The sequence below is a fragment of the Nocardioides coralli genome (assembly GCF_019880385.1).
Lineage (GTDB): Bacteria > Actinomycetota > Actinomycetes > Propionibacteriales > Nocardioidaceae > Nocardioides > Nocardioides coralli.
In genome coordinates, this window is sequence record NZ_CP082273.1 from 2,122,085 (window position 1) to 2,135,071 (window position 12,987).

The 12,987-nt window shown below is 71.0% G+C and carries 11 protein-coding genes; 7 read left to right on the top strand and 4 right to left on the bottom strand.

Annotated elements, in window-relative coordinates:
• Positions 1-26: 26 nt before the first annotated feature.
• On the top strand, positions 27-1,223 hold the full coding sequence (locus tag K6T13_RS10355) for a glycosyltransferase family 4 protein (protein ID WP_222894503.1): 1,197 nt from the start codon (positions 27-29) through the stop codon (positions 1,221-1,223).
• Here the strand turns inward: K6T13_RS10355 and K6T13_RS10360 are convergent.
• Together K6T13_RS10360 and K6T13_RS10365 are read right to left on the bottom strand one after the other, a co-directional pair.
• Complete coding sequence (locus K6T13_RS10360) at positions 1,205-1,363, bottom strand: DUF2613 family protein (protein ID WP_222894504.1); 159 nt, start codon at positions 1,361-1,363, stop codon at positions 1,205-1,207. The genes K6T13_RS10355 and K6T13_RS10360 overlap by 19 nt on opposite strands.
• 31 nt (positions 1,364-1,394) lie before the next feature.
• Positions 1,395-3,062 carry an MmpA family trehalose lipid delivery protein gene (locus K6T13_RS10365; protein WP_222894505.1) on the bottom strand — a complete coding sequence of 556 codons (1,668 nt, stop codon included), beginning with the start codon at positions 3,060-3,062 and terminating at the stop codon, positions 1,395-1,397.
• A gap of 104 nt (positions 3,063-3,166) precedes the next feature.
• Here K6T13_RS10365 and K6T13_RS10370 point away from each other — a divergent pair, with 104 nt between their 5' ends.
• Complete coding sequence (locus K6T13_RS10370; RefSeq protein WP_222894506.1) at positions 3,167-4,420, top strand: lipopolysaccharide biosynthesis protein; 1,254 nt, start codon at positions 3,167-3,169, stop codon at positions 4,418-4,420.
• 17 nt (positions 4,421-4,437) lie between these two features.
• Here K6T13_RS10370 and polA read toward each other — a convergent pair whose 3' ends face one another.
• Both polA and K6T13_RS10380 read right to left on the bottom strand, forming a co-directional pair.
• Positions 4,438-7,116, bottom strand: a complete 2,679-nt coding sequence (gene polA / locus K6T13_RS10375) for a DNA polymerase I (protein WP_222894507.1) — start codon at positions 7,114-7,116, stop codon at positions 4,438-4,440.
• 41 nt (positions 7,117-7,157) lie between these two features.
• Complete coding sequence (locus K6T13_RS10380; protein WP_249423726.1) at positions 7,158-7,721, bottom strand: GNAT family N-acetyltransferase; 564 nt, start codon at positions 7,719-7,721, stop codon at positions 7,158-7,160.
• Positions 7,722-7,818: 97 nt separating this feature from the next.
• On the opposite strand from K6T13_RS10380, the gene K6T13_RS10385 reads away from it, so the two are divergent.
• The 5 genes from K6T13_RS10385 to K6T13_RS10405 all read left to right on the top strand — a co-directional run bounded on the left by K6T13_RS10385 (position 7,819) and on the right by K6T13_RS10405 (position 12,846).
• Positions 7,819-8,565 carry a DUF554 domain-containing protein gene (locus tag K6T13_RS10385; RefSeq protein ID WP_222894508.1) on the top strand — a complete coding sequence of 249 codons (747 nt, stop codon included), beginning with the start codon at positions 7,819-7,821 and terminating at the stop codon, positions 8,563-8,565.
• 97 nt (positions 8,566-8,662) lie between these two features.
• Positions 8,663-10,084 carry an ABC transporter permease subunit gene (locus K6T13_RS10390; RefSeq protein ID WP_222894509.1) on the top strand — a complete coding sequence of 474 codons (1,422 nt, stop codon included), beginning with the start codon at positions 8,663-8,665 and terminating at the stop codon, positions 10,082-10,084.
• A 14-nt stretch (positions 10,085-10,098) separates the two neighbouring features.
• Complete coding sequence (locus K6T13_RS10395) at positions 10,099-11,091, top strand: branched-chain amino acid ABC transporter permease (RefSeq protein WP_222894510.1); 993 nt, start codon at positions 10,099-10,101, stop codon at positions 11,089-11,091.
• A complete protein-coding gene (locus K6T13_RS10400; protein ID WP_222894511.1) occupies positions 11,081-12,070 on the top strand; it encodes an ABC transporter ATP-binding protein in 990 nt (329 codons plus the stop codon). Before K6T13_RS10395 ends, K6T13_RS10400 begins: the two co-directional genes overlap by 11 nt.
• Positions 12,067-12,846: an ABC transporter ATP-binding protein gene (locus K6T13_RS10405; RefSeq protein WP_222894512.1), complete on the top strand. Its 780-nt coding sequence runs from the start codon at positions 12,067-12,069 to the stop codon at positions 12,844-12,846. Before K6T13_RS10400 ends, K6T13_RS10405 begins: the two co-directional genes overlap by 4 nt.
• The last annotated feature ends 141 nt before the right edge of the window (positions 12,847-12,987 follow it).

Genomic DNA, 12,987 nt, shown 5'->3' on the forward strand with positions numbered 1-12,987 from the left:
AGGCAGGACCGACTACCCTCCGGACGATGCACGACCACGTGCGCCTCGACGGTCGACACGTCATCTTCCTCAGCTGGCGCGACACCACGAACCCCGAGGGTGGCGGCGCGGAGCTCTACCTCGAGCACATGGCCCGCGGGCTCGCCGAGCGCGGCGCCCGCGTCACCGTCTTCTGTGCCGCGCACGAGCGAGCTCCGGCGGACGAGGTCCTCGACGGCGTCCGGTTCGTGCGGCGGGGCTCCAAGCTGACGGTCTACCTCGCCGGCTTCCTGCGGCTGCTCACGCGGCGCCTCGGACATGCGGATGTCGTGGTCGACGTGCAGAACGGGATGCCGTTCCTGGCGCGCCTCGCCACCCGGCGTCCCGTCGTGGTCCTCGTCCACCACGTCCACCGCGAGCAGTGGCCGGTCGTCTACCCGGGGGTGACCGGACGCGTCGGCTGGTGGATCGAGAGCTGGCTGGCCCCCCGGGTCTACCGGTCCTGCCAGTACGTCGCGGTCTCCCAGGCGACCCGCCGCGAGCTCGTGGAGCTGGGGGTGGACGCCCATCGCATCGCGGTGGTCCACAACGGCACCGCGCCGGAGCTCGAGGTGTCCGACGGCAAGTCCGAGGTCCCGGAGATCTGCGTCGTGGGTCGGCTGGTCCCCCACAAGCAGGTCGAGCACGCGATCGACGCGTGGCGGGACCTGCGGGCCGAGCTCCCCGACCTGCGGCTGACCATCGTGGGCGACGGCTGGTGGTCGGAGCAGCTGCGCGAGCACGCCCGGGCGACCGACCCCGGCGGCGCGGTGACGCTGACCGGGCACGTGTCCGAGCTCGCCAAGCAACAGGTCTACGCCCGTTCCTGGGTGATGGCGCTTCCCTCCCTCAAGGAGGGTTGGGGTCTGGTCGTCGGCGAGGCCGGACGGCACCGCACCCCCACCGTGGCCTACCGGTCGGCAGGCGGAACGAGAGAGTCCGTAATTGACGGGACGTCCGGCCTGCTGGTGGACGACTACGCGGGGATGGTCGACGCGCTGCGGTCGGTCCTCACCGACACGGAACGTCGACAGCGACTGTCCGAGGGCGCGCTCGAGGTCAGCCGGCGGTTCACCTGGGAGCACGCGCACGGTTCGTTCGCGGCGGTGCTGACCTCGACCCTGAGGGGCGAGCTGAGCGCGAGCCAGGACCCCGACGAGGAGCCCGGCAGCTCGGCCGGACCGGGTTACTGGGTCGAGCCGTAGTCGACGAAGGGCTGGTCGGCATCTGCCGGCGACCGCTCCGGTCCGCTCGTCTGGGTGTAGACGACGCCGAAGACCGTCGCAGCGGCGAGCGCGGCTCCGGCGAACATCGCCAGGGCGCCACCGATCAGGTTGTTGAGCACGGGTTCCCTCCCTTGATCGCGGGGAACTTTATCAGCGACCCCAAGGCCGCCACCGAATCCGCGCCCTCATCTCGCCAAGAGTGATGAAGATCGCAGCCGACAGCACGGCCAGGAACAGCGACCAGCCCACCGCCAGCGCGACCAGCCACGTCGCCGGGGTGCGAGGCTCGGCTGCGCCCTCCAGGACGAGGACCTCGACGGTCCCCGTGAGGACGGGCCTGCCCGCCACCTCGTCCGGATCGCCGCGCGCGGTCCGGTCGACCACGACCGCGGTGATGCCGAGCGCGGCGAGGTCCTCCTCCGGGCTGCCGCCCGCCAGGGCTCGTGCCACCGCCGTCGCCCGGGGATCCTCTCCCGCGAGCGGACGACCGTCCACGCGGAGCGCGTCGTCCACCACGAAGTCCGGCCGCAGGTAGCGGCCGAGCGGGTCGAGGCTCGGCCGGCGACCGTTCCAGTCGAAGGCCCGGTAGCTGCTGAAGGGGAGGACGAGCACGTCGCCCTCGTCGCCCACCGCCTGGCGCGCTGCTTCGTACGCCGCGGGATAGGCGACCGGCACCAGCCGACCGCCCGCTCCCCACGCCGCATCGGGCAGCAGCGGCACAGGTGCCACCGCGATGGCGGCAGCCACCACCACCCCCTGCCACCGGTGGACGAAGAGACTGCCCACCGCTGAGACCCCGTGGGCCACCAGGACCGCGACCAGGGGCGAGCACAGGAGCAGCAGCCGGCTGCCGTCGCGCATCACCCCGGCACCGGGTACGACCGCCGCCACCTCGCCCAGCCACGTCGGCACCAGCCATGTCGCCACGGCGCCGGCGTACCCCAGAACCCAGAGCCGTGCCAGCCGCGGCATCGCGGCCACCCGCCGCCACCGGGTGGCGCCCACGCCTGCGACCAGCAGCAGGACGAGCAACGACACCACCGCCAGCAGGCCCTCCCGCGAGCCGGGCACCACGTCGGCGTTCCAGATCCCCCCGAGCGACAGGGCCGCCAGCGGCGCCGGCAACATCCCCTCCGCACTCAGCGCGAACACCTCGGCACTGCGCGGGTCGACCCGCGCCTCCGCGGCATGGAGCAGCCCCGCCACGACCCACGGCGCGTTGGCGGCGACCGGGACCGCGAGCAGCTCGGCCCACCGGCGCCGCGGGAGACCGCGACCCGCGCCGACGAGCAGCAGGACCGCGAGGACCAGGAGCCCACCGCTGGCGCTGAGGCTCCCGAGGACGACCAGCAGCCACCAACCCCGACCGCCCGCGCCCGCCCGCCACCGCAGCAGGCTGCTCACCAACCACGGCAGGACCGCGTAGGTCACCAGCAGCGGCCACTGGCCGATCACCAGCCGCTCGACCACCCAGGGGTTCCAGACGTAGACGGTGACCGCCGCGCAGCGGGCGACGAGCCCGACGTCGGGGACCAGCCCGGCCGCGCCGGCACCGCCGGCGACCAGCGCGCCCAGCAGCACCAGCTTCTGCAGCAGCATGCCCGGCACGACCTCGTCGAGCGCCGCGACGACGGCGTCCGAGGGCACTGCGCGTGGGACACCGGAGCCGAGCCCGAGGAAGTCCGGACGCAGCGACAGGTCGGGAACCCAGACCATGTCGTAGGTGAGCACGAACCCCGGGCCGAGCGCGGGGCCGAGCATCAGCAGTGCCAGGACCACGCCCCACGAGGCGGGCACCCACGATCGCGCGCGTGGCACGGGCTCCCTCCTCCTGCGCCGCACGGATCGTCCTGCGCCGGCGGGGACACCGTAGCGGGGTGTCCCCCCACGGCGGAGCCACGACGGCCACCTAGGCTGACCGCGTGACGACGGCTGGCACGGCGGGCCGCGCTGCCCGCGGCGGCGCGCAGATCGCCGGCGCCATGTTCGTCATGAACGTCGCCACCTACGGCTACACGGTCCTCGCGGCACGTCTGCTCGGTCCCGGCAGCTACGGCGGGTTCGCGGCCGTGATGAACCTGCTGCTGGTGGTCAGCGTGGTCGCCCTCGCCCTGCAGGCCACCGCGGCCCGGCGGATCTCCGCGGACGTCGACCACGTCGCCCAGATCGAGCGCGGCGTCCTGCAGGTCAGCTGGTACGCCGCTCTCGCGCTCGGTGGCGTGCTGCTGCTGCTCTTCCCGGTCGTCGAGCGCGTGCTGCGCCTCGACAGCTCCGCCACCGCGCTGCTCGTCGCCGCCACCGCCGTGCCGTTGACCGCCATGGGTGGGCAGGCCGGTGTGCTGCAGGGGGAGCGGCGCTGGCGGGCCCTCGGCGCGGTCTACGTCGCCGCCGGCGTACCCAGGCTGCTCATCGGGGTCTCCCTGCTCGCCTGGCAGCCCTCCGAGTTCCTGGCGGTCCTGGCCGTCGGCGTGGGTGCGCTCGCGCCGGTCGCCACCGGTTGGTGGCTGCTGCGCCCCCAGCGCACCACCGGAGCAGAGGCCGACCGCCACCGGGGCACGGCCATCCTCCGGGAGTCGCTGGCGAACTCGCAGGCACTGCTGGCCTACTTCGCGTTGTCCAACCTCGACATCGTGGTCGCCCGCAACGTGCTCGGTGGCTACGAGAGCGGTCTCTATGCCGGCGGGCTCATCCTCACCAAGGCCATGCTCTTCCTGCCCCAGTTCGTGGTGGTGGTCGCCTTCCCCTCGATGGTGGAGACCGCGCAGCGCGCCAGCACGCTCAGCCGCAGCCTCGGCGTCATCGCCGGACTGGGCGCCCTGGGCACCCTCGGGTGTGCGCTGCTGCCGGAGCTCGCCCTGGTGTTCATCGGCGGCGGCGAGTTCGCCTCGATCCTCGACCGGCTCTGGCTCTTCGCGCTGCTGGGCACGGTCCTCGCCATGCTCCAGCTGCTGGTCTACTCCGTCCTGGCCCGGCAGGGTCGGCGCAGCAGTGTGCTCCTGTGGCTGGCACTGACGGCGATGCTGGTCGTCGGGTCGACCGCCGAGACCCTGGCGGGCCTGGTCGTCCGGGTGATCGTCGTGGACGCCACCCTGCTCGCTGTGCTGCTGGCGCTGAGTGCCTGGCTGCTCCGCCGCGACGCGTCCACGCCCCAGCCCACGGGGTCACTCACCCGCTGAGCCCGGGGCCGTCGGCGTCAGTGTGCGGCCTCGTGCCAGCTCCGGCCGGTGCCGACCGACACGTCGAGCGGCACCAACAGCTCGGCCGCCGACCCCATCTGGTCGCGCACCAGTCCCTCGAGCTGCTCCCGCTCCCCCTCGGCGACCTCGAGGACGAGCTCGTCGTGGACCTGCAGCAGCATCCGTGAGGCCAGGCCGGCGTCGGCGATCGCCTGCTGCACCCCGAGCATCGCCACCTTGATCAGGTCGGCGGCCGAGCCCTGGATGGGAGCGTTGAGCGCCATCCGCTCCGCCATCTCGCGGCGCTGCCGGTTGTCGCTCGTCAGGTCCGGCAGGTAGCGCCGACGTCCCCAGATGGTCTCGGTGAAGCCGCTGCGCCGGGCCTCGTCGACGACGCCGGCGAGGTAGTCACGGACACCGCCGAAGGTCTCGAAGTACTCGTCCATCAGGCCGCGCGCCTCGCTCGGCTCGATGCGGAGCTGCTGACCCAGGCCGAACGCGGAGAGACCGTAGGCGAGGCCGTAGTTCATCGCCTTGATCTTGGCCCGCATCTCGGTGTTGACCTCGCCCGGCTCCACGTCGAACACACGCGCGGCTGTCACGGCGTGGAAGTCGCGACCGGACCGGAACGCCTCGATCAACAGGGTGTCCTGGGACAGGTGGGCCATGATCCGCATCTCGATCTGGCTGTAGTCGGCCGTCATCAGGCAGTCGAAACCGGGACCGACCACGAAGCCCTCACGGATCCGACGCCCCTCCTCGGTCCGGATCGGGATGTTCTGCAGGTTGGGCTCGGTGCTGGAGAGCCGGCCCGTCGCGGCGATGGTCTGGTTGAACGTCGTGTGGATCCGGCCGTCGGGGGCCACCGTCTTAAGCAGGCCCTCGATGGTCTGCCGCAGCCGGGCCACGTCGCGGTGGCGCAGCAGTGCCGTGAGGAAGGGGTGCTCGGTCTTCTCGTAGAGCGACTGCAGCGCGTCGGCGTCCGTGGTGTAGCCGGTCTTGGTGCGTTTGGTCTTCGGCATCCCGAGCTCGTCGAAGAGCACCACCTGCAGCTGCTTGGGCGATCCGAGGTTGATCTCCTTGCCGATCACGGCGAACGCGTCCTCGGCCGCCCGCTTCACCTCGCCGGCGAAGTGGGTCTCGAGGGACTCGAGGTGGTCGATGTCGACGGCGATGCCCACCCGCTCCATCCGGGCCAGCAGGTCGACCAGCGGCAGCTCGACCTCGGTGAGCAGGCGTCGACCACCGGCGCGCTCGACCTCGCCGTCGAGCGCCTCGGCGAGGTCGATGACGGCTCGCGCGTGCAGCATCGCCGTGGCACCCACGTCGGGACCGGTGTCGAAGAGCTCCCCCTGGTCGGTGTCCCCCTCGCCGCGCAGCTCGCGGCGGAGGTGGCGCAGCGTCAGGTCGGCCAGCGCGTAGGAGCGCTGCTCGGGCTGGGCGAGGTAGGCGGTCAGGGCCGTGTCGCTGACGACACCCCGCAGCTCCCAGCCGTGGCCGGCCAGCGCCAGGAGGGGTCCCTTGGCGTCGTGGAGCACCTTGGACCGCGCGGGATCGGCCAGCCAGGCGGCGAGCGCCGCCTCGTCGTCGGGGGTCAGCTCCGCCACGTCGATGTAGGCGGCACTCCCGTCGCTGGTGGCGACGGCGACCCCGTCGACGGAGCCGGTGCCCGCGCCCCAGCTGCCGCGGACGTGGACCCCCACGACCTCCTCGCCCAACGCCTCCAGGAACGGACCGACCTCATCGGCACCCAGGGTGCGGCCCTCGAGCTCGAACCCGCCCTCCTCGACGGGCTCCTCCTCCCCCAGCGCCTCGAGGGTGCGGGTGCGCAGCTCGCCGCGGAACTCGAGCTCGTCGAAGCGCTCCAGCGCCGCGTGGCGGTCCCAGCCCCGGTGGAGGAGGTCGTCGGGTTGCAGCCCCAGCTGGAGGTCGCGCACGAGCTCGTTGAGCCGCCGGTTGCGCATGACGTCGGCGAGATGGGCGCGCAGCGCCTCACCCTTCTTGCCGGTGATCTCGTCGGCCCGGGCGATCACGTTGTCGAGCCCGTCGTAGGTCGTGAGCCACTTGGCCGCGAACCCCTGGCCCACACCCGGGACACCCGGCAGGTTGTCGGACGTCTCGCCGACGAGCGCGGCGAGCTCGGGGTAGCGGGCCGGCGGCACGCCGTACTTGGCCTCGACGGCCTCGGGCGTCATCCGCGCCAGCTCCGAGACGCCGCGCATGGGGTAGAGGACGGTGCAGGAGTCGGTCACCAGCTGCAGCGAGTCACGGTCACCGGTGAGGATGAGGACCTCGAGCCCCTCCCGCGCGGCCTGGGTGGCGAGCGTGGCGATGATGTCGTCGGCCTCGTAGCCCTCCTTCTCCAGGTGGGGGATCCCGAAGGCGTCGAGCACGCTGCGGATCAGCGGCAGCTGCGAGGAGAACTCGGTCGGGGTCTTGCTGCGGCCGGCCTTGTAGTCGGCGTACTCGTCGAGCCGGAACGTGTGGCGGGACTTGTCGAAGGCGACCGCTACGTGGGTGGGCTGCTCGTCGCGCAGCACGTTGACGAGCATCGAGGTGAAGCCGTAGACCGCGTTGGTGTGCTGGCCGGTCGCGGTGGAGAAGTTCTCGACCGGCAGGGCGAAGAAGGCGCGGTAGGCCAACGAGTGACCGTCGAGCAGGAGCAGGCGTGGCGAGGTTGTCTGGGTCCCAGGCACGTCGCGACTCTAGTCGCCGGGACCGACGGCGCCGGTGCGGGTCAGGTGGCCGACGGCGTACGACGCATCGAGCGGCGCGCGGCGAGGACCTGGGTCAGGTGGCGACCCCGGGCGCGGGCTGCGGGGTCGTTGGCATGGAGCCGTGCCTTGACCGTGGCGGTGGCGGCGACGCGGAGCGTGGCCGCCGGGCCGAGGGCCAGCCGGGCCATGAAGCGGTTGGACTCCCGGGAGCCGCTCTCGACCGCGGTCCCGACGTGCCCGATGCCGAGCTCCTCCGCAAAGGCGACCGCGGACTCCATCAACGCGCTGCCGACACCGTGCCGCCGGAACTCCGGCAGGACGTGGGGCGAGATCGCCAGCACCACGCGCTCGAGGTTGACCGGGCTCCACGTGGTCGCGCGCAGGTAGACCGCGCCGACGACCCGGTCGTCGAGGACACCCACGACGATCTGCTCCTCGGGCATCGCGGAGACGCGGTCGACCACGTTGCGCACGTCGTCGAGCTGCTGGGCGTGGTCGCCCCGCCGCAGCGCGTCGCCCCACAGGGCGACGAGAGCCTCGGCGTCGGAGTCGACCGCCGATCGGAGCAGCACCTGTGACCGCATCTCGACCTTCTTCTCCCTGCCCGGCCTCGTGTCCCCCGAACCAGGCACCTGGCGGGAGACTACGCTCAGCCTCCGCTGCACGGCAGAGGAGACCCCCTTGTTCCCCGGAATCGGCACCCTGGTCAACGTCGTCGCCGTCCTGGTCGGCGCCGGCCTCGGCGTGGCGCTGGGCCACCGGCTCTCCGAGCGCACCCGCGACGTGGTGACCGACGGGCTGGGTCTGGTGACACTGCTCATCGCCGGTCTGTCCGCGCTGGCGGTGACCGATCCGGAGCTGTCCGCGCTGATCGGCGACAGCGCCCCGATGCTGGTGGTCCTGGGCTCGGTGCTGGTGGGCGGCATCGTGGGGTCGCTGCTCCGCCTCGAGCAGCGCGTGGAAGGACTCGGCGGGTGGCTCCAGCAGCGCCTGACGTCCGGCACGGGCTCGGCGGAGCGGCACCGGTTCGTCGAGGGGTTCGTAGTCGCCTCGCTGGTCTTCTGCACCGGTCCGCTGACGATCCTCGGCGCCCTCAACGACGGACTCGGCCGGGGCGCCGAGGAGCTGTTCCTCAAGTCCGCCCTGGACGGCTTCGCCGCCCTCGCCTTCGCCGCTGCCTTCGGCTGGGGTGTCGCGGCCAGCGTGCTGACCGTCGTGGCGGTCCAGGGCAGCCTGACGGTGCTCGGTGTCCTGCTCGGCGACGTGCTCCCCGACGCCCACGTCTCCGCGCTCACGGCCGTGGGCGGCCTGCTCCTCGTGGGTGTGGCCCTGCGGCTGCTGCGGGTGCGGGAGATCCCGGTGGCCGACCTGCTGCCGGCCCTGTTGGTCGCCCCGTTCCTCGTGTCGCTCGTCGCCGCAATCAGGTAACGGCCCAGTAACGGCTCCGTGCCGCCGACCTGTGACGCGGTTCACTCGGTATTGTTCCGGGGGCACCACGCCACTCGGGCGTCGGAACGGAGGCATCTTGCACATCTTCAGGAACGGTCTCGAGCGCGAGTTCGGACACCGTCGGCGACGACACCGCGCCTCCATCCTCATGTCGCTGCTCATGCTGGGGACCCTGCTGCTCGGCGGCGTCATCGCTCCCGCCACGGCGGCCGCCTCCGGCGAGGGGACGTCCACGGGCACGGCGTGCGCCCTCCCCGAGCCCACCGACGACGACACCATCTCGATCCTCGGCCGGATCTGCGACCGGCGCGAGTCGCCGGCGGTCGGCGTCGAGGGCGTCAGCGTCACCGTCGAGGACGAAGAGGGCGCGGTCGTCGGCGAGGCCACCAGCGCCGCCGACGGGACCTTCGTGATCGACCTGCCCGGCGAGCCCATCTCGCTGCTGGGCTCGGACTTCACGGTCACGCTCGACGAGGACTCGCTGCCCGAGGACACCGAGCCGGAGGTCCTCTCCCGCACGGTGCCCATCAACCTCGACAACGACCAGTCGGTCACGTTCCCGGTGGGCGAGCTGACCGGCGGCGCCGCAGGGTCACTGACCCAGGCCCTCCAGCTCTTCGTCGGCGGTCTGGTCTTCTCCTCGCTCCTGGCGATGGCGGCACTGGGTCTGTCGATGATCTTCGGCACGACCGGCCTGACCAACTTCTCCCACGGCGAGCTCGTGACCTTCGGCGCGATCATCGCCTTCGCCTTCGACCAGCTCCCCGGTCAGGTCAGCATCGGCGGGCTCAACGTCACGATCATCGTCGGCGTCCTCATCGCGTTCGCTGCCTCAGCGGCCTTCGGCTGGCTCAACGACACCGTCCTGTGGCGCCCGCTGCGACGGCGTGGGACCGGCGTCATCGCGATGATGATCGTCAGCATCGGTCTCTCGCTCTTCCTGCGGAACCTCTACCAGTACTTCACCGGCGCGCAGAGCCAGAACTACTCGCAGTACGCCTCGGTCACCCCCTGGCGGATCGGTCCGCTCCTCGTGACGCCCAAGGAGATCGTCGTCTTCCTGGTGGCGATGACCGTCCTGGTGATCACCACGTCGCTGCTGCGCTACACCCGCATCGGCAAGGCGACTCGAGCCGTCGCGGACAACCCGGCACTCTCGTCGGCCACCGGCATCAACGTGGAACGGGTCATCACGTTCGTCTGGATCGGCGGCGCCGCGCTCGCGGGCTTCGCGGGTGCACTGCTCGGCCTCACCCAGGGCTTCGACTTCCAGATAGGCTTCAAGCTGCTGCTGCTGATCTTCGCGGCGGTCGTGCTCGGCGGTCTGGGGACCATCTGGGGCGCCATCGTCGGCGCCTTCATCATCGGCATCTTCACCGAGCTCACCACGCTCTTCGTGCCGGCGGAGTTCAAGTTCGTCGGCGCTCTGCTGGTGATGATCATCATGCTGCTCATCCGACCGCAAGGCCTGCTCGGCCGAGCCACGCGGGTCGGCTGAGGGAGGAGACAGACATGGACTTCGCAAACCTCATCGGCTTCTCCCTCCAGCAGGCGTTCGGCCCGACGGCGATCCTGCTGTGCCTCGCGGCCATCGGCCTCAACGTCCACTTCGGCTACACCGGCCTGCTCAACTTCGGCCAGGCCGGCTTCATGATGGTCGCCGGCTACTCCGTCGGCGGGGCGGTGACGATCTTCTCCTCCTCGCTGTGGATCGGTCTGATCGTCGGCCTGCTGCTCTGCGTGCTGCTCGCGCTGCTGCTGGGCATCCCGACACTGCGGCTCCGGGCTGACTACCTCGCCATCGTCACCATCGCCGCGGCCGAGGTGATCAGGCAGACGATCGGCGCAGCCGCGTTCTCCGACACCTTCGGGGGGCAGGACGGCATCACCGACTTCATCGCCGGCTTCCGCGCCACGAACCCCTACGAGGGTCGCAAGGGGATCCCCGGGCTGGTCACGTGGAGTGCCTACGACTTCTACGTGATGACCGTCGGCTGGGGCCTGGTTGCCCTGTGCTGCATCGTCATCTTCCTGCTCATGCGCAGCCCCTGGGGCCGGGTGCTCAAGTCGATCCGCGAGGACGAGGACGCCGTTCGCTCGCTGGGCAAGAACGTCTACGCCTACAAGATGCAGGCGCTCATCATCGGTGGTGTCATCGGCGGCCTCGCCGGCGTCGTCACCGCCCTGAGGTCGGCCGCCGTCGGTCCCTCGTTCTTCGCCACCGACGTGACCTTCTTCGCCTACACCGTGCTGCTGATCGGCGGCGCCGCCCGCGTCCTCGGACCCGTGGTCGGCGCGGTCATCTTCTGGTTCCTCATCAACTTCACCGGCGCCTTCTTCAGCCAGGCGACCCGTGAGGGGATCATCCCCACCTGGATCATGGACCAGAACCAGGCCAGCCTCACCCGCTTCATCATCGTCGGGCTGGGCCTGATGCTCTTGATGATCTACCGACCACAAGGGATCTTCGGAGACCGAAGGGAGCTGGCCATCGATGCCCGCTGACGTGTCCACACCCGATGAGCCGTCCTCGACCACGGTCGCCGACCACAACGTCACGGGGGTCGACGTCTCAGCCGCCCGGCGAGCGCTCGACCAGGTCGACCGCGAGCCCGGCGCGGCCAAGCCCGACCCGATCGTGGTCGCCGACGGGATCAAGCGCCAGTTCGGCGGCCTGACCGCCGTCGACGTCGAGCACGTCGAGATCCAGCGTGGCGTCATCACCGCCCTGATCGGCCCGAACGGTGCCGGCAAGACCACGTTCTTCAACGTGCTGACCGGCTTCGACCGGCCCAACACCGGGACCTGGTCGTTCAACGGCCAGGGGCTCAACAAGGTGCCGGCGTACAAGGTCTCGCGAATGGGGATGGTCCGCACCTTCCAGCTCACCAAGGTGCTCTCCAAGCTGACCGTGATCGAGAACATGCGCGTCGGCGCCACCGGCCAGCGGGGTGAAGGCCTGCTGTCGGCGATGTTCGCGCCGCTGTGGCGCTCGCAGGAGGACGAGGTCACCGCCAAGGCGGACGGCCTGCTGGAGCGATTCCTGCTCAGCAAGAAGCGCGAGGACTTCGCCGGGTCGCTCTCCGGCGGCCAGCGCAAGCTCCTGGAGATGGCCCGCGCGCTGATGGCAGAACCCGAGCTGGTGATGCTCGACGAGCCGATGGCGGGCGTCAACCCCGCCTTGAAGCAGTCGCTGCTGGGCCACGTGAAGTCGCTGCGTGACGAGGGGCGAACCGTCCTCTTCGTCGAGCACGACATGGACATGGTCCGTGACATCTCCGACTGGGTCATCGTGATGGCCCAGGGGCAGATCGTCGCCGAGGGACCGCCCGACACCGTGATGAGCGACCAGCGGGTCATCGACGCCTACCTCGGGTCCCACCACGACCAGGACCTCAGCGAGGACGTGGAGGCGACCATCCTCGCCGAGGCCCAGGCCGAGGTCGATGCCGACGCCCAACACCGCAAGGAGAAGAAGTCGTGACCGAGTCGGAGACTCCCACCATCGACCGCAGCGCCCACCTGGCGGCGGCCGAGGGGGCCGTGCTGCGCGCGGACGACCTGATCGCCGGCTACCTGCCGGGGGTGAACATCCTCAACGGCTCCGACCTCTACTGCCAGGAGGGAGAGCTGGTCGGGATCATCGGGCCCAACGGGGCCGGCAAGTCCACCCTGCTCAAGGCTCTCTTCGGGCTGGTGAAGGTGCACTCCGGGACGGTGACGCTCAAGGGCCAGGACATCACCAACGAGCGTGCCGACCAGCTGGTGACCAAGGGCATCGGGTTCGTGCCCCAGACCAACAACGTGTTCCCCTCGCTGACCATCCAGGAGAACCTGGAGATGGGCGTGTTCCAGCGCCCTGGGTCCTTCCGCAAGCGGTTCGAGTTCGTCGGCGACCTCTTCCCGCCCCTGATGGACCGGCGCAACCAGCGTGCCGGTTCCCTCTCCGGCGGTGAACGCCAGATGGTGGCGATGGGCCGAGCCCTCATGATGGAGCCCTCGGTGCTGCTGCTCGACGAGCCGTCGGCCGGTCTCTCCCCCGTCATGCAGGACGAGGTGTTCGTCCAGACGCGGCGCATCAACCGCGCCGGGGTCTCGGTGATCATGGTGGAGCAGAACGCCAGCCGCTGCCTGCAGATCAGCGACCGGGGCTACGTGCTCGACCAGGGCCGCAACGCCTACACCGGCACCGGCCGCGAGCTCGCCAAGGACCCGAAGGTGATCGAGCTCTACCTCGGCACCCTCGGCAAGAAGGCCTGAGCCACAGCACTCCCCGTCACACCAGGAACCCCCGGCCCGTGGGCCGGGGGTTCCTGCGTCGTGCCCGGGGGTGCCTGTCGGTCGCGCGAGGGCGCTGCTCTCGCCCAGACATGGAAGAACCCCCCGGTCCTGCGACCGGGG